At 57.8% G+C, this 23186-nt stretch carries 22 protein-coding genes; 8 read left to right on the forward strand and 14 right to left on the reverse strand.

What is annotated here, in order from left to right:
* Positions 1-3 precede the first annotated feature (3 nt).
* Positions 4-405, reverse strand: coding sequence for a Z-ring associated protein ZapG (zapG, locus tag MHZ97_RS04185; protein ID WP_033749631.1), 402 nt, complete (start codon positions 403-405; stop codon positions 4-6).
* 175 nt (positions 406-580) lie between these two features.
* On the opposite strand from zapG, the gene zapE reads away from it, so the two are divergent.
* From zapE to sspB, 5 genes are all read left to right on the forward strand, one after another.
* Complete coding sequence (gene zapE / locus MHZ97_RS04190) at positions 581-1708, forward strand: cell division protein ZapE (protein WP_103793745.1); 1128 nt, start codon at positions 581-583, stop codon at positions 1706-1708.
* A gap of 228 nt (positions 1709-1936) precedes the next feature.
* Positions 1937-2365 (forward strand): 50S ribosomal protein L13, encoded by a 429-nt coding sequence (rplM, locus tag MHZ97_RS04195; RefSeq protein ID WP_033793286.1) that lies wholly within the window; start codon positions 1937-1939, stop codon positions 2363-2365.
* Between the two features lie 15 nt (positions 2366-2380).
* Positions 2381-2773 carry a 30S ribosomal protein S9 gene (rpsI, locus tag MHZ97_RS04200; protein WP_031375459.1) on the forward strand — a complete coding sequence of 131 codons (393 nt, stop codon included), beginning with the start codon at positions 2381-2383 and terminating at the stop codon, positions 2771-2773.
* Positions 2774-3100: 327 nt separating this feature from the next.
* A complete protein-coding gene (gene sspA / locus MHZ97_RS04205; RefSeq protein ID WP_033793297.1) occupies positions 3101-3742 on the forward strand; it encodes a stringent starvation protein SspA in 642 nt (213 codons plus the stop codon).
* A 3-nt stretch (positions 3743-3745) separates the two neighbouring features.
* Positions 3746-4231 (forward strand): ClpXP protease specificity-enhancing factor, encoded by a 486-nt coding sequence (gene sspB, locus MHZ97_RS04210; RefSeq protein WP_103793746.1) that lies wholly within the window; start codon positions 3746-3748, stop codon positions 4229-4231.
* Between the two features lie 52 nt (positions 4232-4283).
* On the opposite strand, the gene MHZ97_RS04215 is transcribed toward sspB, so the two are convergent.
* Positions 4284-5702, reverse strand: a complete 1419-nt coding sequence (locus MHZ97_RS04215) for a glutamate synthase small subunit (RefSeq protein WP_103793747.1) — start codon at positions 5700-5702, stop codon at positions 4284-4286.
* A gap of 49 nt (positions 5703-5751) precedes the next feature.
* Positions 5752-10221 carry a glutamate synthase large subunit gene (gene gltB, locus MHZ97_RS04220; RefSeq protein ID WP_103793748.1) on the reverse strand — a complete coding sequence of 1490 codons (4470 nt, stop codon included), beginning with the start codon at positions 10219-10221 and terminating at the stop codon, positions 5752-5754.
* A 569-nt stretch (positions 10222-10790) separates the two neighbouring features.
* On the opposite strand from gltB, the gene MHZ97_RS04225 reads away from it, so the two are divergent.
* From MHZ97_RS04225 to mtgA, 3 genes are all read left to right on the forward strand, one after another.
* Positions 10791-11042, forward strand: a complete 252-nt coding sequence (locus tag MHZ97_RS04225) for a hypothetical protein (protein WP_239313476.1) — start codon at positions 10791-10793, stop codon at positions 11040-11042.
* A 28-nt stretch (positions 11043-11070) separates the two neighbouring features.
* Complete coding sequence (arcB, locus tag MHZ97_RS04230; protein ID WP_103793750.1) at positions 11071-13404, forward strand: aerobic respiration two-component sensor histidine kinase ArcB; 2334 nt, start codon at positions 11071-11073, stop codon at positions 13402-13404.
* A gap of 892 nt (positions 13405-14296) precedes the next feature.
* The gene (gene mtgA / locus MHZ97_RS04235; protein ID WP_239313473.1) at positions 14297-15016 is read left to right on the forward strand and encodes a monofunctional biosynthetic peptidoglycan transglycosylase; all 720 of its coding nucleotides are present in this window, start codon (positions 14297-14299) and stop codon (positions 15014-15016) included.
* 3 nt (positions 15017-15019) lie between these two features.
* Here the strand turns inward: mtgA and npr are convergent, their stop codons facing one another.
* From npr to MHZ97_RS04290, 11 genes are all read right to left on the reverse strand, one after another.
* The gene (gene npr, locus MHZ97_RS04240) at positions 15020-15292 is read right to left on the reverse strand and encodes a PTS phosphocarrier protein NPr (protein ID WP_033793304.1); all 273 of its coding nucleotides are present in this window, start codon (positions 15290-15292) and stop codon (positions 15020-15022) included.
* Positions 15289-16143, reverse strand: a complete 855-nt coding sequence (gene rapZ, locus MHZ97_RS04245; protein ID WP_033749261.1) for an RNase adapter RapZ — start codon at positions 16141-16143, stop codon at positions 15289-15291. The genes npr and rapZ overlap by 4 nt, the downstream gene beginning before the upstream one ends.
* A gap of 54 nt (positions 16144-16197) precedes the next feature.
* Positions 16198-16677: a PTS IIA-like nitrogen regulatory protein PtsN gene (gene ptsN / locus MHZ97_RS04250; protein ID WP_103793752.1), complete on the reverse strand. Its 480-nt coding sequence runs from the start codon at positions 16675-16677 to the stop codon at positions 16198-16200.
* A gap of 154 nt (positions 16678-16831) precedes the next feature.
* Entirely contained in the window at positions 16832-17119 is a 288-nt protein-coding gene (gene hpf, locus MHZ97_RS04255) for a ribosome hibernation promoting factor (RefSeq protein WP_103793753.1), read from the reverse strand.
* Positions 17120-17140: 21 nt separating this feature from the next.
* Positions 17141-18574, reverse strand: coding sequence for an RNA polymerase factor sigma-54 (gene rpoN, locus MHZ97_RS04260; RefSeq protein ID WP_239313470.1), 1434 nt, complete (start codon positions 18572-18574; stop codon positions 17141-17143).
* A gap of 47 nt (positions 18575-18621) precedes the next feature.
* Positions 18622-19347 (reverse strand): LPS export ABC transporter ATP-binding protein, encoded by a 726-nt coding sequence (gene lptB, locus MHZ97_RS04265; protein ID WP_103793755.1) that lies wholly within the window; start codon positions 19345-19347, stop codon positions 18622-18624.
* Between the two features lie 5 nt (positions 19348-19352).
* Positions 19353-19901: a lipopolysaccharide ABC transporter substrate-binding protein LptA gene (gene lptA, locus MHZ97_RS04270; protein ID WP_239313467.1), complete on the reverse strand. Its 549-nt coding sequence runs from the start codon at positions 19899-19901 to the stop codon at positions 19353-19355.
* Entirely contained in the window at positions 19870-20448 is a 579-nt protein-coding gene (lptC, locus tag MHZ97_RS04275; RefSeq protein ID WP_239313464.1) for an LPS export ABC transporter periplasmic protein LptC, read from the reverse strand. Before lptC ends, lptA begins: the two co-directional genes overlap by 32 nt.
* Entirely contained in the window at positions 20445-21011 is a 567-nt protein-coding gene (gene kdsC, locus MHZ97_RS04280) for a 3-deoxy-manno-octulosonate-8-phosphatase KdsC (protein ID WP_103793758.1), read from the reverse strand. Before kdsC ends, lptC begins: the two co-directional genes overlap by 4 nt.
* A 13-nt stretch (positions 21012-21024) precedes the next feature.
* Complete coding sequence (gene kdsD / locus MHZ97_RS04285; RefSeq protein WP_103793759.1) at positions 21025-22011, reverse strand: arabinose-5-phosphate isomerase KdsD; 987 nt, start codon at positions 22009-22011, stop codon at positions 21025-21027.
* Positions 22012-22028: 17 nt separating this feature from the next.
* On the reverse strand, positions 22029-23009 hold the full coding sequence (locus tag MHZ97_RS04290; protein WP_239313461.1) for a calcium/sodium antiporter: 981 nt from the start codon (positions 23007-23009) through the stop codon (positions 22029-22031).
* Positions 23010-23186: the final 177 nt, after the last annotated feature.

The raw sequence follows: 23186 nt of genomic DNA on the forward strand, positions 1-23186 counted from the left end.
AGATTAGTCGCGCGCAGCGCGTTCGCCGCGCAGCAGGCCTGACGCGCCTTCGGAATAGTCGCGCGGGATCTGAACCGGTGCCTGATCGTTATCCGCTTCCGCTTCCGTCAGCTGATAGGCAAAGGGGTTTTTCTCGCCCGGCAGGTTCGGCAGCAGATCGTTCGATCCTTTTGCCATATGCTGATAAAGCTGGCGGTAGTCGCGCGCCATGTTATCCAGCAGCTCGGCGCTCTGTGCAAAGTGGTTAGTCAGCTCTTCGCGGTAGTCCGCCAGCTCTGCTTTGGATTTCTCCAGCTCATACTGCATGCTGCGCTGTTCGCGCAGTTTTTTGTTACCGAAACGCATGGCAACCGCGCCGACAATAATGCCAATGACTAAACCAATTAACCCGTATTCCCAGGTCATAATGACTCCCATGTAATTTCCGTTGTTTGTAGGGCATCCACCATTTCAATAGTAGTCACTATACCCGTTAATCTTATGGATGTGGAACTCTGAGGCGGCATGCCTTAGTGTAGGGCGGCCTTTTTTTCGTCAACCGAACTGTGAATAAGACCTTTTCAGGGATTCTGAGAGAACCATGCAAACCTTATCTCCGCTTGCGCGCTATGAGCAGGCGCTGTCGCAGGGCGACTTTAAACCCGATGATGTACAACGCGATGCAATTACCCGACTGGACGCCGTTCAGCGGGCCTTACTTGCACGTCAGCCCGAGCAGCCCGCCAGCGGCAAAGGATTGTTCGGCCGCCTGTCCAGACTGATGGGCAAAGAGAAAACCGACGCGCAGGCGCCGGTGCGTGGCCTCTATATGTGGGGCGGCGTAGGACGCGGTAAAACCTGGGTCATGGATCTGTTTTTTCAGTCTATTCCTGGCAACCGCAAACTGCGTCTGCACTTTCACCGATTTATGCTGCGCGTGCATGAAGAGCTGACGCAGCTGCAGGGGCAGAGCGACCCGCTGCTGATCATTGCCGACCGCTTTAAAGCCGAAACGGACATTCTCTGCTTCGACGAATTTTTCGTCTCCGACATTACCGACGCTATGCTGCTCGGCACGCTGATGGAGGCGCTCTTCGCGCGCGGCATTACGCTGGTAGCGACCTCAAACATTCCGCCGGACGAGCTCTATCGCAACGGCCTGCAGCGCGCGCGCTTTCTGCCGGCGATTGAGCAGATCAAACAGCACTGCGACGTGATGAACGTCGATGCCGGCATCGACTACCGCCTGCGCACGCTGACCTCGGCGCACCTGTGGAACGCGCCGCTGAACGAGGCGACCCACGCCGAGATGGAGCGTATGTTTAAGGCGCTGGCGGGCAGCGCGCGCGACGACGCGCCGGTGCTGGAGATTAACCATCGCCAGATGGCGACGCTGGGCGTCAGCGAAGGGGTGCTGGCGATCGATTTCCTGACGCTGTGCGGAGAAGGGCGCAGCCAGCATGACTATATCGAGCTGTCGCGCCGTTTTCACAGCGTGCTGCTCTACGACGTGCCGGTGATGATCTATAAAACCGAGGATCAGGCGCGGCGCTTCCTCGCGCTGGTGGATGAGTTCTACGAGCGTCACGTCAAGCTGGTGGTCGCGGCGGAAACCTCGCTGTTCGAAATCTATCAGGGCACGCGGCTGAAATTTGAGTATCAGCGCTGCCTGTCGCGCCTGCAGGAAATGCAGAGCGAGGAGTATTTGCGCCTGCCGCATCTGCCCTGAGAGGGCGCAAGAAAAAGATCAAATAGGGTTCGATTTTTGCAATCGACTTCTCTATAATCTTGCGACCCCACGTTACAGCAACTGGATTTATTTCCCGAATCCGTTGTGCTCCGGTAACTCTATCCGAAGGGGTAGGCTTGCTGGTCAAAATGGTCGTGTGAGCCTCAACCGTTTACTTAAGCGTTTGGGTTTTCACCAACGTGTAACTTAATTTGGGTAAGCTTTTCGATGAAAACTTTTACAGCTAAACCAGAAACCGTACAGCGTGACTGGTATGTTGTTGACGCAACTGGCAAAACCTTGGGTCGCCTGGCGACTGAACTGGCGCGCCGTCTGCGTGGTAAGCATAAAGCGGAATATACTCCGCACGTTGATACCGGTGATTACATCATCGTTCTGAACGCTGACAAAGTCGCCGTTACCGGCAACAAGCGTACTGACAAGATTTACTATCACCACACTGGCCACATCGGTGGTATCAAACAGGCGACCTTTGAAGAGATGATTGCTCGCCGTCCTGAGCGTGTGATTGAAATCGCGGTTAAAGGCATGCTGCCGAAGGGCCCGCTGGGCCGTGCAATGTTCCGTAAGCTGAAAGTTTACGCGGGCAACGAGCACACCCATGCGGCACAGCAACCGCAAGTTCTTGACATTTAATCGGGATTACAGGCAATGGCTGAAACTCAAAACTACGGCACTGGTCGCCGCAAAAGCTCCACCGCTCGCGTATTTATCAAGCCGGGCAGTGGCAACATCGTTATCAACCAACGTTCTCTGGAACAGTATTTCGGTCGCGAAACTGCCCGCATGGTAGTTCGTCAGCCGCTGGAGCTGCTGGACCTGGTTGGTAAATTCGATCTGTACGTCACCGTTAAAGGTGGTGGTATTTCTGGTCAGGCAGGTGCGATCCGTCACGGCATCACCCGCGCTCTGATGGAGTACGACGAATCTCTGCGTGCTGAACTGCGTAAAGCGGGCTTCGTTACCCGTGACGCGCGTCAGGTTGAACGTAAGAAAGTCGGTCTGCGTAAAGCACGCCGTCGTCCGCAGTTCTCCAAGCGTTAATTGTTTGCGGCTTCGGCTGCTGCGATTGGCACAAAAAACCCGCTTCGGCGGGTTTTTTATTTTCTACCCCGTTGCGTCAAAAAACGCGTAAAACCCCTGCGCTGCTCGCAAATTCCCCGCAAATCTCGAATCCTCGCCCACAAGCTGCCCAAAATCTGGTAAACTCTGTGTCACTTTGCGCCCATAAGTCGGCGTGTGATGTCGGTCAACCCTCAGGATGTCGGAAAGACAGATCTTACGCGGGCTGTGAGCGAACGATTGAGCAGGTGAGTCGCCGTGTGGTTGGCTATTCGCAGTAACTTTTTGTGAACAAACTTGGAGGTTTTCATGGCTGTCGCTGCCAACAAACGTTCGGTAATGACGCTGTTTTCCGGTCCTACTGACATTTTCAGTCATCAGGTACGCATCGTACTGGCTGAAAAAGGCGTTAGTGTAGAGATCGAGCAGGTCGAAATGGATAACCTGCCGCAGGATCTGATTGACCTCAACCCGTATCGCACCGTGCCGACGCTGGTAGATCGCGAACTGACGCTGTATGAATCGCGTATCATCATGGAGTACCTGGACGAGCGCTTCCCGCATCCGCCGCTGATGCCGGTCTACCCGGTTGCGCGCGGCGAAAGCCGTCTGATGATGCACCGCGTCGAGCAGGACTGGTATAGCCTGATGCACATCATTGAAAAAAGCAGCGGTCAGGAAGCGGAAGCCGCGCGCAAGCAGCTGCGCGAAGAGCTGCTGGCAATTGCGCCGCTGTTCGCCCGCACCCCGTTCTTTATGAGCGAAGAGTTTAGCCTGGTAGACTGCTACCTGGCACCGCTGCTGTGGCGTCTGCCGTCAATGGGCATCGATCTGGCTGGCGCCGGTTCGAAAGAGCTGAAAGGCTACATGAATCGCGTATTTGAGCGTGACTCTTTCCTCGCTTCACTGACGGAAGCGGAACGTGAAATGCGCCTGCAAGCCCGGGGCTAACCTATGGAAATGTCGCAACTCTCAGCCCGCCGTCCTTACCTGCTGCGCGCCTTTTACGACTGGTTGCTCGACAACCAGCTAACGCCGCATCTGGTGGTCGACATCAATCTGGAAGGGGTTCAGGTGCCGCTGGAATACGCGCGCGATGGACAGATTGTGCTGAACATTGCGCCGCGTGCGGTGGGTAATCTGGAGCTGGGCAATGACGAAGTGCGCTTCAACGCGCGTTTCGGCGGTGTGCCGCGCCAGGTCTCGGTGCCGATGGCTGCGATTCTGGCGATCTACGCGCGGGAAAACGGCGCGGGCACCATGTTTGAGCCGGAGCCGGCCTACGAGCTGGGCGTGCAGGACGCTGAAGAGGCGCCGGTCGATCCTGTTATGTCAGTGATCGATGGCGACCGCCCGGACGACGCTCCTGAAGAGGATCCCTCGCCGGATGACGATCCGCCGCCGCGCGGCAATCGTCCGTCGCTGCGCGTGGTGAAATAGAGCATAAAAAAAGCCGGCTGCGATAGCCGGCTTTTTTGTCGCTGCGTGAACCTTACACTTCCAGATAGTCCATGATGCCTTCGGCGGCTTTGCGCCCTTCGGCAATCGCCGTTACCACCAGATCCGAACCGCGCACCGCATCGCCGCCGGCGAAGATTTTCGGGTTGCTGGTCTGGAAGGCGCTTTCAGCCTGTTCCGGCGCGATAATGCGTCCCTGACCGTCCAGCTCTACGCTGAAGTCGGCCAGCCACTCCATTTTGTGCGGACGGAAGCCAAACGCCATAACGACCGCGTCTGCGGGCAGTACATGCTCGGAGCCGGCCACGATCTCCGCGCGGCGACGTCCTGCCGCATCCGGCTGGCCCATCTCGGTGCGCGCCACTTTTACGCCGCTGACGCGACCGCTGGCGTTGATTTCGATGCCCAGCGGCTGCACGTTAAACTGAAACTCTACGCCCTCTTCACGCGCGTTTTTCACCTCGCGTTTTGAACCTGGCATGTTGGCTTCGTCACGGCGATAGGCGCAGGTGACGTGCGTCGCGCCCTGACGGATAGAGGTGCGTACGCAGTCCATCGCGGTATCGCCACCGCCCAGCACTACCACGCGCTTGCCTTCCATATTTATGTAGGGCTGATCGTCCTGCTGCGCAAAGCCCATGGTGTGTTTGGTATTGGCGATCAGGAACGGCAGCGCGTCATAGACGCCCGGCGCATCCTCGTTCTCCAGCCCGCCGCGCATCGACTGATAGGTGCCGACGCCGAGGAAGACCGCGTCATAGGCATTCACCAGGTCGCTCATCTGCACGTCGCGGCCCACTTCCGTATTCAGCTGGAACTCAATGCCCATTTCGGTAAAGAGCTCGCGGCGTTTGATCATCACCTCTTTTTCCAGCTTGAACGACGGAATGCCGAAGGTCAGCAGGCCGCCGATTTCTGGATGGCGATCGTAAACCACCGCTTTAACGCCGTTGCGCGTCAGCACGTCCGCACAGGCGAGGCCCGCCGGACCCGCGCCGATAATCGCCACTCGCTTGCCGGTCGGTTTAACGTGCGACATATCTGGCCGCCAGCCCATCTCCATCGCTTTATCGTTGATGTAGCGCTCGATATTGCCGATGGTGACCGCGCCGAACTCATCGTTCAGGGTGCAGGAACCTTCGCACAGACGGTCCTGCGGGCAGACGCGTCCGCAGACTTCCGGCAGGCTATTGGTCTGATGCGACAGCTCCGCCGCTTCAATAATGCGGCCTTCGTTCGCCAGCTTCAGCCAGTTAGGGATGTAGTTGTGAACCGGACACTTCCACTCGCAGTAAGGGTTACCGCAGGAGAGACAGCGATCGGCCTGCGCCTTCACCTGGCTGTCAGAAAAGGGCTCATAAATTTCTACAAACTCAATTTTACGAATTTTCAGCGGCTTCTTTGGCGGATCAACGCGCTGCAGGTCGATAAATTGATAGACGTTTTGACTCATCGTAACCTCTTACGGCTATCCTGCCCGGCGCACCGGGCAGGACGAACTATTACTGTGCCTGCACGCGCAGCTCGGCTGCGGAACGACTGCGGTGACCCAGCAACGCTTTAACGTCGCTGGACTTCGGTTTAACCAGCGCGAAGCGCGACGACCAGAGCGGCCAGTTGGCGAGGATCTCTTCGCCACGGCTGGAGCCGGTGTGCTGCACATGCTCGGTGATCAGACCGCGTAGGTGCTCTTCATGGATCGCCAGCTCGTCGACGTTGAGCACTTCTACCAGCTCCGGGTTGACGCGCTTGCGGAACTCGCCGTCTTCATCCAGCACGTAGGCGAAGCCGCCCGTCATGCCAGCGCCGAAGTTAACGCCGGTGCGGCCCAGCACGCAGACGATGCCGCCGGTCATATATTCACATCCGTTGTCGCCGATCCCCTCGACTACCGTGATCGCGCCCGAGTTGCGCACCGCGAAACGCTCGCCCGCGCGGCCTGCGGCGAACAGCTTGCCGCCCGTCGCGCCATAAAGGCAGGTGTTGCCCGCAATGGTCGCCTCATGGCTACGGAACGCGGAGCCGACCGGCGGACGAATCGCCAGCATGCCGCCCGCCATTCCCTTGCCGACGTAGTCGTTGGCGTCGCCGGTCAGCGTCAGTTCGACGCCGCCTGCGTTCCACACGCCGAAGCTCTGACCGGCGGTGCCGGAAAAGTGCGCGCGGATCGGATCTGCCGCCAGGCCCTGATCGCCGTGGATCGCCGCGATAGCACCAGAGAGCGTCGCGCCTACGGAGCGGTCGGTGTTGCGAATATCAAAGAAGAACGTCTTGCTCTGTCTCGCTTCCACAAACGGCATCGCCTGGTCATGCAGCGCTTTATTCAGCTCGCCCTTGTCGAAAGGCGGGTTGCTGCCTTCGGTGCAGTGCAGCGCTTTGCCCGGCATCGGCGTCGCGGTTTTCAGCAGCGACGAGAGATCCAGGTTCTGCTGCTTGGCGGTGAAGCCATCCAGCTCTTTCAGCAGATCGGTGCGGCCGATAAGGTCAGTCAGACGCTTCACGCCCAGGCTGGCCATCAGCTCGCGGGTTTCGCGCGCGATAAATTCAAAGTAGTTAGTTACCTTGAAGGGCAGGCCGTGATAGTGGTTCTTACGCAGCTTGTCGTCCTGGGTCGCTACGCCAGTTGCGCAGTTGTTCAGGTGACAGATACGCAGATATTTACAGCCCAGCGCCACCATCGGCCCGGTGCCGAAGCCGAAGCTCTCTGCGCCGAGGATCGCCGCTTTAATAATGTCCAGGCCGGTTTTCAGGCCGCCGTCGACCTGCAGACGGATCTTGTGGCGCAGACCGTTGGAGACCAGCGCCTGCTGGGTTTCCACCAGGCCAAGCTCCCACGGGCAGCCCGCATATTTCACCGAGCTTAACGGGCTGGCGCCGGTGCCGCCGTCATAGCCGGCGATGGTGATCAGGTCGGCATAGGCTTTCGCCACGCCGGTGGCGATAGTGCCAACGCCTGGCTCCGAGACCAGCTTCACCGAAATCATCGCTTTGGGGTTAACCTGCTTCAGGTCGAAAATCAGCTGCGCCAGATCTTCAATCGAGTAGATATCGTGATGCGGCGGCGGCGAAATCAGCGTGACGCCCGGCACCGAGTAGCGCAGCTTCGCGATGTAGGGCGTGACTTTGTCGCCCGGCAGCTGACCGCCTTCGCCTGGCTTCGCGCCCTGCGCCACTTTAATCTGGATCACGTCGGCGTTGGCCAGGTAGGCTGGCGTGACGCCGAAGCGGCCCGAGGCGACCTGTTTGATACGCGACACTTTACTGGTGCCGTAGCGCGCCGGATCTTCGCCGCCTTCGCCGGAGTTAGAGTAGCCGCCGAGGGAGTTCATCGCTTCGGCCAGCGCCTCATGCGCCTCCGGGCTGAGCGCGCCGATAGACATCGCTGCGGTATCAAAGCGTTTAAACAGCTCGCTGGCCGGCTCGACGTCGTCGATATGCACTGCGCCGGTGCCAGGCTGCAGCGCCAGCAGATCGCGCAGCGTCGCGACCGGACGCTCGTTTACCAGCTTCGCATAGGCCTGATAGTCGCTGTATTCGCCGCTTTCTACGGCGCGTTGCAGCGTCCCTACCACGTCCGGGTTATAGGCGTGATACTCGCCGCCGTAGACATACTTCAGCAGGCCGCCCTGATCCAGCGGCTTGCGCTGCAGCCAGGCACGCTTCGCCAGGTTGGTCAGATCCTGCTGGAAGTCGGCGAAGCTGGCGCCGCTGATGCGGCTGACCACGCCCTGAAAGCAGAGGCTGGATACATCCGCATGCAGGCCCACCGCTTCAAACAGTTTCGAGCAGCGATAGGAGGCGATGGTCGAGATGCCCATTTTGGACATGATCTTATACAGGCCTTTATTGATGCCGTTACGGTAGTTCAGCATCACGGCGCGGTAATCTTTTTCGATAACGTTGCTGTCGACCATCTTCGCCAGCGATTCATAGGCCAGGTAAGGATAAATCGCGGTCGCGCCAAAGCCGAGCAGGACGGCGAAGTGGTGCGGATCGCGCGCGCTGGCGGTCTCAACGATAATGTTGGCGTCGCAGCGCAGGCTTTTCTCTACCAGACGCGTCTGCACCGCGCCGACGATCATCGGTGCCGGAACCGGCAGGCGGTTTTCGGCGATGGCGCGATCGGAGAGCACCAGCAGCACGGTGCCGTTGCGCACCATACGCTCCGCCTCGTCGCACAGCGCGTGCACTGCCTGCTCCAGAGTCTGCGTCGCCGGGTCGAAGGTGCAGTCGAGCGTATCGGCGCGATAGTACTCGCCTTCCAGAGTGGTCAGCTGATTAAAGTCAGACCAGAGCAGGATAGGGGACTTAAAGCTGACGCGATGCGCCTGGCCTTCCGCTTCGCAGAAGACGTTCATCTCGCGACCGATGCTGGTGGCCAGCGACATGACGTGGTTTTCGCGCAGCGGATCGATCGGCGGGTTGGTGACCTGCGCGAACTGCTGGCGGAAATAGTCATAAATAATGCGCGGGCGGCTGGAGAGCACGGCAAACGGCGTGTCGTCGCCCATCGAGCCGACCGCTTCCTGGCCGTTCTCGCCCAGTACGCGAATAATGGTATCTAGCTCTTCGCTGCTGTAGCCGAACTGCTTCTGGTAAGTTGCCAGCAGCGGATCGTTCAGCTCGCGGCTGCCGACCTGGTTATCAGGCAGATCTTCGAACGGTACCAGACGCTTAACGTTTTTCTCCATCCACTCTTTGTAGGGATGGCGGCTCTTGAGATCGTGGTCAGTTTCCGCTGAATGGAGGATGCGCCCGATGCGGGTGTCGATCACCATCAGCTCGCCTGGGCCGACGCGGCCTTTTTCCACCACTTCGTCTGGCTGATAATCCCAGATGCCCACTTCTGAGGCGCAGGTGATCAGCTTGTCTTTGGTGATGACGTAGCGCGCCGGACGCAGACCGTTACGGTCAAGGTTACAGGCGGCGTAGCGGCCGTCGGACATTACAATGCCCGCCGGGCCATCCCACGGCTCCATATGCATGGAGTTAAAGTCGAAGAAGGCGCGCAGCTCTGGATCCATATCCGGGTTGTTCTGCCAGGCGGGCGGCACCAGCAGGCGCATCGCGCGCACCAGGTCCATGCCGCCGTTCAGGAACAGCTCCAGCATGTTGTCCATCGAGCTGGAGTCGGAGCCGGTTTCATTGACGAACGGCCCGGCGTTCTGCAGATCGGGGATCAGCGGCGTGTTGAATTTGTAGGCGCGGGCGCGCGCCCATTGACGGTTACCGGCAATGGTGTTGATTTCGCCGTTATGCGCCATATAGCGGAACGGCTGCGCCAGCGGCCAGCGCGGCACGGTGTTGGTAGAGAAGCGCTGGTGGAACAGGCAGATAGCCGATTCCAGACGCAGGTCCGCCAGATCGAGATAGAAGCGCGGCAGGTCAGCCGGCATACACAGGCCTTTATAGATATTGACCTGGTTTGAGAAGCTGCAAATGTAGAACGCTTTATCGTCGGTCTGCTCGATGCGCTTTTCCGCACGGCGACGCGCCATATAAAGGCGACGCTCCATATCGCGCGGACGCCAGCCGGCCGGGGCGTTAATAAACAGCTGCTGAATGCGCGGCATAGAGGAGAGGGCAATCTCTCCCAGCACGTCCTGATTGACCGGCACGTCGCGCCAGCCGACCACAGAGAGGGTTTCACGGACCACTTCCTCTTCCACAATGCGGCGGCTCGCCTGAGCCTCTTCCTCATCATGGCTGAGGAACAGCATGCCTACGGCGTAATTTTTTGCCAGGCGCCAGCCCTTCTCCTCCGCGACAACGCGGAAGAAGCGGTCAGGTTTTTGTAATAACAGACCACAGCCGTCGCCGGTCTTGCCGTCGGCAAGGATCGCGCCACGGTGTTGCATACGGGCCAGCGCGTGGATTGCGGTACGCACTACCTTATGGCTAGGTTCGCCTTCTATATGGGCGATGAGGCCGAAACCACAGTTATCCTTTTCAAGGGATTTGTCATACAACATTTCAGTGAACCTCCCCAGGCTCTGTGGATTCCCTTTGGTCGGGCTACGGGCGCAGAAAGTGCTAAGCGACAGGCTGGCGCGCATCGTGCGCTGCACTCCTGTGTCGCCCCATCTGTCTGGCCTTTGGCGTCGTTGTCACAAGCGTCGTGGTCTTGTTACAGGGGGAATCTCTGTTACTGCATAAATATGACGGGTTGAGCACCCGTCCAGAAAGCTTCCAGCGGATTTCCAACTTATCGGGAAAGCGGAATAAGGTCAAATAGCGTTCCTGGTCGTCTTTTTAGCCAGCTTTTATCAATTAACTATTTGAATAGTTTAGTTTTTACAGGCAAAAAAGGCTCTGTCGGCAACGCTCGCCGCCAGGCGGAAATGTGAACTCTCTCACTGTCATGCAGCCGTCATATCCCTTTTAGGTGCTGGTTTGAAGGGGTTTGACAGCATAATCTGCTGGATAGCAGATTACCCACACGTCATGTATCTGTTTTTCTTATAACAGCCTTTTTGCCGCAAATGCGCAGGCGTCATAAGTAAAATTAATCATAGCGGGCGCGATTATTCAGGCAGTTAAAATGAATGGCTATGCAAAAAGGAAAAGCAGTGCCGGGACAACAAGAGGCTGTCGGCAAAGAAAAAGAAAGGTCTGGATCACGCTCGCCGGAAAGCAGGCGGCCCTCCAGATTATTCGGTTGGCGCAATTAGTCAAGCAATTTAGCGCCAGCGCGGCTATCGTCGGCGATCGTGGCGTCAGATGCACCATAACGGGGCATAACGCGCGCTTTCCGGCGCTTCGTCGCGCCATCGGCAGGATAATTACGCTATGATGAGCCTGTTCTTTTCCAGGGAGTTCGTATGAAACAGATTCGCCTGCTGGCGCAGTATTATGTTGATTTGATGGTTAAGCTGGGACTGGTGCGTTTTTCGCTGCTGCTGGCGTCAGCGCTGGTGGTGCTGGCGATGATAGTCCAGATGGCGGTGACCATGGTGCTGCGCGGGCATGTCGAGAGCATCGACGTGGTGCGCTCGGTATTCTTCGGACTGCTGATTACGCCCTGGGCGGTCTACTTTCTCTCTGTTGTGGTCGATCAGCTGGAGGAGTCGCGTCAGCGTCTGTCGCGGCTGGTGGACAAGCTGGAAGAGATGCGCACCCGCGATTTAGAGCTGAACCAGCAGATGAAAGAGACCATCACCCAGCTCAATCAGGAAATTACCGATCGTATTAAGGCGGAGCAGGCGCGCGAACAGGTAATGGATAAGCTGCGCGAAGAGATGGCTCGCCGCGAGCAGGCGCAGATAGAACTGGAGCAGCAATCCTCGTTTCTCCGCTCGTTCCTCGACGCCTCGCCCGATCTGGTGTTCTACCGCAATATCGACAAGCAGTTCTCCGGCTGTAACCGCGCCATGGAGCTGCTGACCGGCAAAAGCGAAAAGCAGCTGATTGGCCTGACGCCGCGCGATATCTATGACGACGACGCCGCGACGAAAGTGCTGGAGACGGATGAGAAGGTTTTCCGCCATAACGTCTCGCTCACCTATGAACAGTGGCTGCAATACCCGGACGGACGCAAGGCCTGTTTTGAAATCCGTAAGGTGCCGTACTACGACCGCGTCGGCAAGCGCAGCGGGCTGATGGGCTTCGGCCGCGATATTACCGAGCGTAAGCGCTACCAGGACGCCCTGGAGAACGCCAGCCGGGAGAAAACCACCTTTATCTCTACTATCAGTCACGAGCTGCGTACGCCGCTTAACGGCATTGTCGGCCTGAGCCGCATTCTGCTCGATACCGATCTCAATCAGGAGCAGCTGAAATACCTGAAAACCATTCACGTTTCAGCAATTACGCTCGGCAACATCTTTAACGACGTTATCGAAGTCGACAAGATCGAGCGCCGCAAAGTGCAGCTGGATAATCAGCCGCTCGACTTCACCGGCTTCCTGGCGGATCTGGAGAACCTTTCCGGGCTGCTGGCGCAGCCGAAAGGGCTGAAGTTCGTTATGGCACCCCAGCTACCGCTGCCGCACAAAATTTGCGCCGACGGCACGCGCCTGCGCCAGATCCTGTGGAACCTGATCGGCAATGCGGTGAAGTTCACCCAGCAGGGCGAAATCGTGGTGCGCGTCGCCTACGAGCCGAACGAGACGCTGCGCTTTGAGGTGGAAGACTCCGGACAGGGCATTCCGCAGGAGGAGCAGGATAAAATTTTCGCCATGTACTATCAGGTAAAAGATCAGCATGGCGGCAAGCCGGCGACCGGCACCGGCATCGGCCTGGCGGTATCGCGCCGTCTGGCGCAGGCGATGGGCGGCGATATCACCGTGCGCAGCGCGCCGGGACAGGGCTCCTGCTTTACCGTGCTGATTAAGGCGCCGCGCGTGGCGGAAGAGGTCGAGGATGACAGCAGAGACGACAGCATGCCGCTGCCGGCGCTGCACGTTTTGCTGGTGGAAGATATCGAGCTGAACGTGATTGTGGCGCGCTCGGTGCTGGAGAAGCTTGGCTGCAGCGTTGAGGTTGCCATGACTGGCCAGGCCGCGCTGGAGATGTTCGACCCGCTGGAGTTCGATCTCGCCCTGCTCGATATCCAGCTGCCGGATATGACTGGACTCGACGTTTCGCGCGCTATCCATCAGCGCTATCCAGACGCCAGCCTGCCGCCGCTGGTGGCGCTGACCGCCAACGTGCTCAAGGACAAGAAAGAGTACCTGGAGGCGGGTATGGACGACGTGCTGAGTAAGCCGCTCTCGGTTCCGGCGCTGACCGCGATGATTAAGAAGTTCTGGGATCACCAGAGCGACGAGGCTGACGCTGCCCACCCGGAAAGCGACGACAAGCGACGCACGCTGCTGGATGTGCCGATGCTGGAGCAATATATCGAACTGGTTGGTCCCGGCCTGATTACGCAGAGCCTGACGATGTTTGAACAGATGATGCCTGGCTATCTGGAGGTGCTCGATTCAAATCTGATGGCGCGCGATCAAAAAGGCATTGCGGAAGAGGGACACAAAATCAAAGGCGCTGCGGGATCGGTAGGGCTACAGCATCTGCAACAGGTCGCGAAACAGATCCAGAGCCCGGAGCTGCCGGCATGGTGGGACAACGTAGGTGAATGGGTGGAAGAGTTAAAGCACGAGTGGCGACATGACGTTCAGGTGCTGCGCGACTGGGTAGCGGAAAGAGAAAAGTAGAGGCCTGAAAAAAAATGACCCCAGTCGAAGACCGGGGTGCGCGAATACTGCGCCAACACCAGGGAAAAAGTCGCTGTTGCTATACTTGGAGGAGTTTAAGTGCAGCAGCGTGGTATCGGTTAACGTCTGTCATCACCTTAGCAAATTCATCAATGACCAGGTAAAGATTCATTAAAATGTGTGATGTTGAGCAGCGTTTAAATACAGAAAACATTAATTTGGCAACACAGTCAAGCAAGGAATTAATTTCTGCGTTGCATTGCGCTCATTTTGACCAATTGTTGCATTTTTTGCGCGGTTTTTGCCTGTCGTAACGACAAGAGCATGGTCTTAAAGCAGCGAAAAAGTCGCACGGCGGTTTTTAGCGGTCTGATGTAGGGTAACTGCATGAAATATAAAGTCTAAGATGCTATTTCCGTGCTTTTATCCAAAACGTTTTGGAAAGCGCGCCTTTAAAGTTCCAGATTTGAATTAAGTCCTGTAAATTTACGGAGGACGCGACATAAAATCCAGGGAGCCGGGGCGCGCCCGGGCGAGCAAATTAGCCGTCCGAGGTTGCATGTTGTGTAAGCATTCGCATCAATTGGTGAAAAGCACAACATTGCGCCAAGCGGCAAAGTTTAGAAAAGTGAATCATTCATGCAGGCGCTTATCACAAATAATTAAGTATAGGGCGGGAAAGGTGATAAGGCGGCCTGAAGTATGGAACCGATTCCTTTTTCACGGAAGTGCTTGATGTCATTCGATCTGTTTCAATATTTTACAGATAAAATAGCGCCGTGCCGGTTATCTGACGCGCACATTCTGGCGCTTCTTCAGCGATTGTGACCGGGACGAGACTTTTATTACGTCGGAAATTGATTAATGCAGGGAACAGGTAAGAGAACATTGCATGAGCAAGAATAAAGGGAACCGCTGGCAGCGGGTTAAGCGTGCGGTTATCGGCGCGGTGGTGGCGATAGCAGCTATCTGGGTCGCGGGAATTGTGCTGTTTTCCTTTCTGCCGGTGCCGTTTTCAGCGGTGATGGCGGAACGGCAAATCGGCGCCTGGCTGCGCGGCGATTTTCACTATGTGGCGCACGCCGACTGGGTGGGCCACGACGAGATATCGCCCTGGATGGCGCTGGCGGTAATCGCTGCGGAGGATCAAAAATTCCCTGACCACTGGGGTTTTGACGTCGACGCGATTGAAACGGCGCTGGGCAGCGAAAGCGAACGCATGCGCGGCGCCTCGACGCTGTCGCAGCAAACGGCAAAAAACCTGTTTCTCTGGGACGGGCGTAGCTGGGTGCGCAAAGGGCTGGAGGCAGGATTAACGGTCGGCATCGAAACCGTCTGGACCAAGCGTCGCATCCTGACGGTCTATCTCAATATCGCTGAGTTTGGTCAGGGAACCTTCGGCGTGGAAGCGGCGGCGCAGCGCTATTTTCATAAGCCGGCCAGCCGCCTGACGATTGCAGAAGCGGCGCTGCTGGCGGCGGTACTGCCCAATCCTATCCGTTTTCGCGCCGATGCGCCCTCAGGCTATGTGCGACAGCGTCAGCAGTGGATTATGCGCCAGATGCGCCAGCTGGGCGGAGAGGGCTTTTTACAGCGCCATCATCTTAACTAGCGCTTACTCTTCGTCGAAGCCAGCCTCGAAAAGTTCGATAACCGCAGCCAGCGCCTGGCGCTCTTCGGGGCCGCTGGCTTCAATTTCTATATGACCGCCTTTCGCCGAATCGAGCATCAGCAGGGCGATAACGCTGCTCGCCTCCGCCTCGGTGCCAGATTCGTTACGCAGCAATACCTCGGCGTCGAAGCTCTGCACCAGCTCAAACAGCTTCATGGCCGGACGGGCGTGCATCCCCAGCTTGTTTTTAATTTCCACGGTTTGTTTGACGGTCATGATTTGCGTTTTTCCAGCGTACGATGGCGCGACTGCACGTTTTTGCCGCGTGAGCGGAAGTAGTCCGCCAGCTGCTCGGCGATATAGACCGAACGATGTTTACCGCCGGTACAGCCGATAGCGACGGTGAGATAGCTGCGGTTATTGGTTTCCAGCATCGGCAGCCATAACTCCAGGTAACTGCGCGTCTGATAGATAAAATTGTGTACTTCAGTATGGCGATCGAGAAAGGCCGCCACGGGGCGATCGAGGCCGGTCATCGGCCGCAGCTTGGGATCCCAGTGCGGGTTAGGCAGAAAGCGCACGTCGAAAACGTAGTCGGCGTCGATAGGGATGCCGTGCTTGAAGCCAAAAGATTCGAACACCATCGTCAGTTCGCGTTCGCGCTTGCCCAGCAGGCGCGTGCGCAGCATCTCCGCCAGCTCGTGAACCGACATTTCAGAGGTATCGATAATCAAATCGGCGCGGGAGCGCAGCGGCTCCAGCAGGTCGTTCTCTTCATCGATGGCGCTTTCCAGCGACAGATTTTTGCTGGAGAGGGGGTGCAGGCGGCGCGTGTCGCTGTAGCGGCGGATAAGCGTATTGCGATCGGCATCCAGAAACAGCAGCTGCGGCGAAAAGGCGTCTGGCAGATTATTCAGCGCATGTTCGAACACCTCCGGCGACTCCGGCATGTTGCGCACGTCGATGCTTACCGCGGCCGAAATATTGCGCTCCACCAGCGAGTTGGCCAGCTCCGGCAACAGCACGACCGGCAAGTTATCGACGCAGTAGAACCCCATATCTTCAAGCGCGCGTAGCGCCACCGATTTTCCTGAGCCTGACCGACCGCTAACGATCATCAGCACCATGACCTTCTCTCCCGTTTTAAACCGGCGCGCACGCCGGTAAAAGCGCTGCGCGCGTTACTGCTCCTCTGGAGCTTCTGTAATAATGGCGTAGAGTTCTTCATCGCTCTGCGCCGCGCGCAGGCGGCGACACACGGTTTTGTCCGCCAGCCGTTTGGCGACCAGAGACAGGGTGTGCAGGTGGGTTTTGCACTGATCCGCCGGCACCAGCAGCGCAAACAGCAGGTCGACCGGCTGGTTGTCCACCGCATCGAAGGCGATAGGCTGGTCGAGGCTGATAAAGACGCCGACGGCGCGCAGCGTATCCTCTTCCAGCTTGCCGTGCGGTATCGCGATACCGCTGCCGATGCCGGTGCTGCCCATACGTTCACGGGTCAGGATCGCTTCAAACAGCGTTTGATGCGGCAGATTAAGCTGCTTCGCTGCCAGCTCGCTGATAATTTCAAGCGCGCGCTTTTTACTCTGGCAGTGTACGCCGCTGCGCGTACAGTCCGGCGTCAGCACGGTGCTCAGTTCCAGTGTCAGATCGTTGTTCATTGTCGTTTCACTTGCGAGTTCACAGAGCCGCAGGCCTGCCGCGCTAAACAGCTGCGCGGTATCCCGTGGCGCTTGCACAGATGGCAAAACGGGGCGGTTAATCCGCCCCATCCTGGCCGCCCTGAGCGCGGCAAGCGCGCTGCAAGCGTGAAGGTTAGTGTTTTTTCAGTTTGTCTTTGTGCCGGGTTAGCTGACGGGCCAGTTTATCCACCAGTCCATCCAGCGCCGCGTACATATCTTCCGCTTCCGACGTGGCGTGCAGCTCGCCGCCGTTGACGTGTAAAGTTGCTTCCGCAACCTGAGTGACCTTTTCCACTTTCAGAACAATATAAACCTGATTGATACGATCGAAGTAGTGTTCCAGTTTGGCAAATTTCGTGGTGATGAATTCACGCAGTGGTTCGGTGATTTCAACGTTTTGCCCAGTGAGGTTCAGCTGCATAGGTCTTCCTTCTCATTTCGGTCAAACCAGCTGTTTACGCTGGTTGGAGGGCGGGATAGATAAAGACTCGCGATATTTAGCGACGGTCCGGCGCGCCACCATGATGCCCTGTTCAGATAACATGGAGGTGAGCTTACTGTCACTCAAGGGTTTAGCGGGATTCTCCGCCGAGATTAATTTTTTCACCAGCGCGCGGATCGCCGTAGAGGAGGCTTCGCCGCCGCCTTCGGTATTGACGTGGCTGGAGAAAAAATATTTGAGTTCAAAGATGCCGCGCGGGCTGTGCAGGTATTTCTGCGTGGTGACGCGAGAAATAGTGGATTCATGCATATCCACGGCCTGGGCGATATCCGCCAGCACCATCGGACGCATAAACTCTTCGCCCTGCTCGAAAAAGGCCTGCTGCTGCTCGACGATGCAGCGCGTCACTTTCAGCAGCGTGTCGTTGCGGCTTTCCAGACTCTTGATCAGCCAGCGCGCCTCCTGCAGATTGCTGCGGATAAACTGGCTGTCGCTGTCGTTACGCGCCGCGCCGCCCATTGCGGCGTAGTGCTGGTTGATGCGCAGGCGCGGCACGCTGTCGGCGTTCAGCTCCACCGTCCAGCGCTTGCCGACCTTGCGCACCAGCACATCGGGAATGACATATTCCGGCTCGCCGGTCTGCACCGACTGGCCGGGACGCGGATCCAGCGACTGGATCAGCAGCATCGCCTCTTTCAGCACATCTTCTTTGAAGCGGGTGACGCGCATCAGGCTGCGGAAATCGTGGTTAGCCAGCAGGTCGAGATGCTCGCTGACAATCAGTCGCGCTTCGGCCAGCATCGGCGTGGTCGGCGCGAACTGGGAAAGCTGCACCAGCAGGCAGTCGCGCAGGTCGCGCGCGCCGACGCCGACCGGATCGAAGCGCTGAATACGCTTCAGCACCGCCTCGACCTCCTCCAGCGCCAGCTCTTCATCGCCCATGCTGTCGAGGATCTCGTCAAGCGAAACGGTGAGGTATCCGGTATCGTCGATGGCGTCGACGATCGAGGTGGCGATAGCGCGATCGGTATCGGTAAACGGCGTTAAATCCACCTGCCACATCAGATAGTCCTGTAGCGACTGGGTGGTTTCGCCCTGATAGACCGGCAGCTCATCGTCCTGATAGTCGGTGCCGGTGCCGGAAGGGGTGCCTGCGGTATAGATCTCGTCCCAGGTGGCGTCGAGCGGCAGATCGTCCGGCATCTCTTTCTGTTCAAGCGCTTCGCGCGTGTCCAGCACCTCATCTTCCTGATAGTCGCGGCTGTCGACCTCTTCATGCACGTCAGCCTGTTCCAGCAGCGGATTGCTCTCCAGCGCCAGCTGCAGCTCTTGCTGCAGCTCAAGCGTAGAGAGTTGCAGCAGCCGGATTGCCTGCTGCAACTGTGGAGTCATTGCCAGCTGTTGGCTGAACCTGAGTTGCAAACCTTGCTTCATATTCAGGACGGGATTTCCTAAGCAAACATCGTATTAACGACACCTTATCAGAGTCTGAACTCTTCGCCCAAATAAACCCGTTTAACCTGCTCATCTTCAAGAATTTCATTTGGCGTGCCGTGAGCAATCAGGCGCCCCTGACTCACGATATAAGCGCGCTCGCAAACCGCCAGGGTTTCACGGACGTTGTGGTCGGTAATCAGCACGCCGAGCCCGCTGTCGCGCAGGTGCTCAATGATTTTTTTGATGTCGATAACCGAAATAGGGTCGACGCCGGCGAAGGGTTCATCCAGCAGGATAAATTTAGGATTGGCCGCCAGGGCGCGCGCAATCTCAACGCGGCGGCGCTCGCCGCCCGACAGCGCCTGACCCATGCTGTCGCGCAGGTGGCCGATATGAAACTCATCCATCAGCTCGTTAGCGCGATCCTGACGCTGCTCTTCGGTGAGATCGTCGCGGATTTGCAGCACTGCCATCAGGTTGTCATAGACGCTGAGACGGCGGAAAATCGACGCCTCCTGCGGTAAATAGCCGATGCCGCGGCGCGCGCGCGCGTGCAGCGGCAGGATGCTGATATCATCCTCATCGATCACGATGCGGCCAGCGTCGCGCGGCACGATGCCGACGACCATGTAGAAGGTGGTGGTCTTGCCCGCGCCGTTAGGGCCGAGCAGACCGACGATCTCGCCCGATTTCACCTGCAGGCTGACATCTTCTACCACGCGACGGCCTTTATAGGCCTTCGCCAGATTTTCTGCGATTAAAGTGGCCATAGCGATCAGTTACTCTTTTTCGGGCTGTTAGCGTTTTTGTCCTGCAGCTGCGACGGCACCAGTACGGTGGTGACGCGTTTGCTCTGGCCCTGGCTGTAGGCCTGCATCTTCTGCTCTTTGACCAGATAGGTAATGCGATCGCCTTTGATATTGCTGTCCTGCTGCTCGATATAAGCGTTGCCGGTCAGCTCGACGAAATCTTTTGCCAGCTCATAGTGCAGCTTAGCGGCGTGGCCCTTAACCGGCTTGCCGCTGTCCTGCATCTGATAGAAGGTGGCGGGATTGCCCCAGGCGTCCACGATGGTTTTGTTGCTGTCGCCGCCGGGACGCGTCACCACCACTTTATCGGCGGTGATTTTGATCGTTCCCTGGGTCACGATGACGTTGCCGGTAAAGGTCGCCACATTGCCTTGCAGGTCCAGCGCCTGGTTTTCGGAATCGATATTAACGGGCTTGTCCGAGTCGCCGGTCACCGCCAGCGCGGGTACACTGGCCGCCAGCAGGGCGCCGACCAGGAAAAACTTAAGGCTGTTGTTGTGCATTTTGAATTTCATAATAAGTTTTGACCTTTTCAATCAACTCGGCGTTTTTCGTCCGTAAATTTCCGCGCATCTTCATGCCGGTAGAGTTAAAACCGCGCCCAAACAACGTCACCTGATCGTTAGAGGTCACATCCTGCGAGACGAGGTTGACCTGCGCGTTGTCGGTTTTGATGCGCTGCAGCTGCGAATCCTGCGTCAGGGTGTTGACCTCGACGTGACCATACAGATAAAGCATACGATCTTTGGTGAGTTTGGCTTTATCGGCGCGCACCGACCAGGTCGGCACCTTATTTTCGTCGTAGGTGGTCATCACTGGCTTATCGAACCAGCTCACCTCATCCGCCGCGAAATAGGTCACTTTTTCCGACACCAGTTTGTAAGCCAGCGCCCCTTGCGGGTTATAGACCACGGTGTTTGAATTCGCGCTGGTGTAGGTCGGCTCCTGATCGCTGGTGGCGATCGGCGCGCTGCTGTCATCCTGGCTGGTCAGGTTCCAGCCGATCAGCACCAGCGCAATTAAGGCCAGAATCAGCGTTATCCAACGCCTGCTTTTACTCATACCGATTGCCCTTTGGCATCCTCAAATTTGTTCTGCGCCATTAAAATCAGGTCGCACAGTTCGCGCACTGCGCCGCGCCCGCCCGCAATATGCGTAACGTAATGGGCGCGCGGCAGCAGCACCGGGTGCGCATCCGCGACCGCCACGCTCAGCCCTACGCGGGCCATCACCGGCCAGTCGATAAGATCGTCGCCGATATAGGCGACCTGCTCATCGGAGAGCGACAGTTTATCCAGAAGTTCGCGATAGGCCAAAAGCTTATCGGACTGACCCTGGTAAAGATGCCGAATGCCTAAGGTTTTGCAGCGATCTTCCATCAGGCGCGCGTTGCGTCCGGTAATAATCGCCACCTCTATATCAGAGGTTAGCAAACAGCGGATGCCGAAGCCGTCGCGCACGTTAAAAGCTTTCAGCTCTTCGCCGTTATTGCCCATATAGATCAGGCCGTCCGACATAACGCCGTCGACGTCGCAAATCAGCAGACGGATCTGGCTGGCGCGCGCCATCACCTCCGCGCTGACCGGACCGTAGCAGGTTTCCACCAGGGAAGTATTTACCGACATTCTTGTTTCCTGTTCAGACTACGCCGGCGCGCAGCATGTCATGCATATGTACCACACCGAGCAGACGATCGTCATCGGCCACCAGCACAGCGGTAATGTTTTTGTTTTGCATCAGGTTCAGCGCCTCGACCGCCAGCATATTGGGGCGAACCCGAATGCCGCCGCGCGTCATCACTTCCGAAATGGTGGCTTTCTGAAAGTCGATGCCCATATCGAAGATGCGGCGCAGGTCGCCGTCGGTAAAAATGCCTTCAATCTTCATCAGATCGTCAACGATAACCGTCAGCCCTAAATTTTTGCGCGTAATCTCCAGCAGCGCGTCGCGCAGCGAGGCGTCGCGCGTAACGTGCGGGATCTCGTCGCCGCTGTGCATGATGTCGCTAACGTGCAGCAGCAGCTTGCGTCCCAGCGCGCCGCCCGGATGCGACAGGGCGAAATCTTCTGCGGTAAAGCCGCGCGCCTCCAGCAGCGCCACCGCCAGCGCGTCGCCCATGACCAGCGTTGCCGTGGTGCTGGTGGTCGGGGCGAGCCCGAGCGGGCAAGCTTCCTGCGGCACCTTCACGCAGAGATGCACGTCGGCGGCGCGGCCCATGGCGCTCTCGGGACGGCTGGTAAGGCAGATAAGCGGCACATGCTGCCGCTTCAGCACCGGGATCAGCGCCAGAATCTCGTTGGACTCGCCGCTGTTAGAGATGGCGAGCACCACATCACCGCGGCCGACCATACCGAGGTCGCCGTGGCTGGCTTCGCCCGGATGCACAAAAAAGGCGGGCGTGCCGGTGCTGGCGAAGGTGGCGGCCATCTTTTTACCGATATGGCCCGACTTGCCCATGCCCATCACCACCACTTTGCCCTGACAGCGATAGATCATCTCACAGGCGCGGCTAAAGTCGTCGTTAATATACTGGTCCAGCTGCTCCAGACCTTCACGCTCGATGCGCAGTACCGCTTTTCCCGCCGCTTGAAAGTCGAAATTCGCGTTTGAAAGCTGAGTTGACATGGCAAATCGGTCCTTTGTTATCCGTCGAGGAAAGCGGGCTGAATCCACAAAAGCGCGCCCCAGACGATGAAACCACAGAGTAAGAGGGCGCCCGCGACGCGGCCGATGCGGCGGCTGCGCTGCAGGCAGAGCAGGGTGAACAGCGCGCTGACGCCGAGCATCACCCAGTAATCGCGCGCGAAGGCGTGCTCGTCCACGCCGCCGGGGTTAAGCAGCGCGGGCAGGCCCAGCACGATGGCGATATTATAAATATTGGCGCCAATCAGATTGCCGATGGCGATATCATCTTCGCCTTTCAGCGCGCCCGCCACCACCGTCGCCAGCTCTGGCAGGCTGGTACCGACGGCGATTAACGTCGCGCCCATCACCAGCTCGCTGACGCCGAAATAGTCGGCAAAGGCGGTGGCGTTATCGATCACCATGCGCGTCGACATCGGCAAAATAATCAGCGCGACCGCCAGCCAGAGAAAGGCCACCGTATTGCCGCTCTCTTCGCGCGGCAGCTCCGCAAGCTGTTCGCGCGTCAGGGTATCGCTATTGTCGCGTTCGGCGCGGCGCGCAAAGCGGATCGCCACCAGCAGATAGGCGATGGCGATAGCGATCAGGCCGAGGCCGTCAAGGCGACTCAGGTAGTTATCAAACAGCATCAGGCCGCTGAGTAGTGAGACCAGCAGCATCAGCGGCAGTTCGCGCCGAATCAGATTGGAGTATATGTTCAGAGGGTGCAGCAGCGCCGCGCCGCCGAGTATCAATAAGATATTGGTGATGTTGGAGCCCAGCGCGGTGCCAACGGCAAGATCCATCTGGCCATGCTGCGCCGCCGAAAAAGAGAGGATCATCTCCGGAAGCGAGGTGCCGATGCTGACGACCGTCATGCCGATAATCAGCGGCGGGATACCAAAGGATCGACAGAGTATCGCGGCGCTAAACACCAGGCGATCGGCGCCATAAGCCAGTAAAATCAAACCAACGATCAGCAGGGCAGAGGCTACAAACATGGAAAATCCTTGGATGAAATGCGTTGCCGTCACGTCTTGTGCAGCAGGTTTCAGGTTCTGTCATCAGAAACAGGCGCTGATTTTGACCGTCTGAGCGGCAAAAGTAAATTTTATGCCCGCTTTCGCCAAATGAAGGCAGTAAGTTTCTGTAATGCTATCGTGAACTGGCGCGTTACA

The sequence above is a fragment of the Pantoea sp. ACRSC genome (assembly GCF_022346785.1).
In the GTDB taxonomy this organism is placed as follows: Bacteria; Pseudomonadota; Gammaproteobacteria; order Enterobacterales; family Enterobacteriaceae; genus Pantoea; species Pantoea alvi.

Bases quoted from the DNA above. Each gene is read 5' to 3' on its own strand.
- zapG (WP_033749631.1), bottom strand. From the start codon at position 405: ATGACCTGGGAATACGGGTTAATTGGTTTAGTCATTGGCATTATTGTC.
- zapE (WP_103793745.1), top strand. From the start codon at position 581: ATGCAAACCTTATCTCCGCTTGCGCGCTATGAGCAGGCGCTGTCGCAG.
- rplM (WP_033793286.1), top strand. From the start codon at position 1,937: ATGAAAACTTTTACAGCTAAACCAGAAACCGTACAGCGTGACTGGTAT.
- rpsI (WP_031375459.1), top strand. From the start codon at position 2,381: ATGGCTGAAACTCAAAACTACGGCACTGGTCGCCGCAAAAGCTCCACC.
- sspA (WP_033793297.1), top strand. From the start codon at position 3,101: ATGGCTGTCGCTGCCAACAAACGTTCGGTAATGACGCTGTTTTCCGGT.
- sspB (WP_103793746.1), top strand. From the start codon at position 3,746: ATGGAAATGTCGCAACTCTCAGCCCGCCGTCCTTACCTGCTGCGCGCC.
- MHZ97_RS04215 (WP_103793747.1), bottom strand. From the start codon at position 5,702: ATGAGTCAAAACGTCTATCAATTTATCGACCTGCAGCGCGTTGATCCG.
- gltB (WP_103793748.1), bottom strand. From the start codon at position 10,221: ATGTTGTATGACAAATCCCTTGAAAAGGATAACTGTGGTTTCGGCCTC.
- MHZ97_RS04225 (WP_239313476.1), top strand. From the start codon at position 10,791: ATGAATGGCTATGCAAAAAGGAAAAGCAGTGCCGGGACAACAAGAGGC.
- arcB (WP_103793750.1), top strand. From the start codon at position 11,071: ATGAAACAGATTCGCCTGCTGGCGCAGTATTATGTTGATTTGATGGTT.
- mtgA (WP_239313473.1), top strand. From the start codon at position 14,297: ATGAGCAAGAATAAAGGGAACCGCTGGCAGCGGGTTAAGCGTGCGGTT.
- npr (WP_033793304.1), bottom strand. From the start codon at position 15,292: ATGACCGTCAAACAAACCGTGGAAATTAAAAACAAGCTGGGGATGCAC.
- rapZ (WP_033749261.1), bottom strand. From the start codon at position 16,143: ATGGTGCTGATGATCGTTAGCGGTCGGTCAGGCTCAGGAAAATCGGTG.
- ptsN (WP_103793752.1), bottom strand. From the start codon at position 16,677: ATGAACAACGATCTGACACTGGAACTGAGCACCGTGCTGACGCCGGAC.
- hpf (WP_103793753.1), bottom strand. From the start codon at position 17,119: ATGCAGCTGAACCTCACTGGGCAAAACGTTGAAATCACCGAACCACTG.
- rpoN (WP_239313470.1), bottom strand. From the start codon at position 18,574: ATGAAGCAAGGTTTGCAACTCAGGTTCAGCCAACAGCTGGCAATGACT.
- lptB (WP_103793755.1), bottom strand. From the start codon at position 19,347: ATGGCCACTTTAATCGCAGAAAATCTGGCGAAGGCCTATAAAGGCCGT.
- lptA (WP_239313467.1), bottom strand. From the start codon at position 19,901: ATGAAATTCAAAATGCACAACAACAGCCTTAAGTTTTTCCTGGTCGGC.
- lptC (WP_239313464.1), bottom strand. From the start codon at position 20,448: ATGAGTAAAAGCAGGCGTTGGATAACGCTGATTCTGGCCTTAATTGCG.
- kdsC (WP_103793758.1), bottom strand. From the start codon at position 21,011: ATGTCGGTAAATACTTCCCTGGTGGAAACCTGCTACGGTCCGGTCAGC.
- kdsD (WP_103793759.1), bottom strand. From the start codon at position 22,011: ATGTCAACTCAGCTTTCAAACGCGAATTTCGACTTTCAAGCGGCGGGA.
- MHZ97_RS04290 (WP_239313461.1), bottom strand. From the start codon at position 23,009: ATGTTTGTAGCCTCTGCCCTGCTGATCGTTGGTTTGATTTTACTGGCT.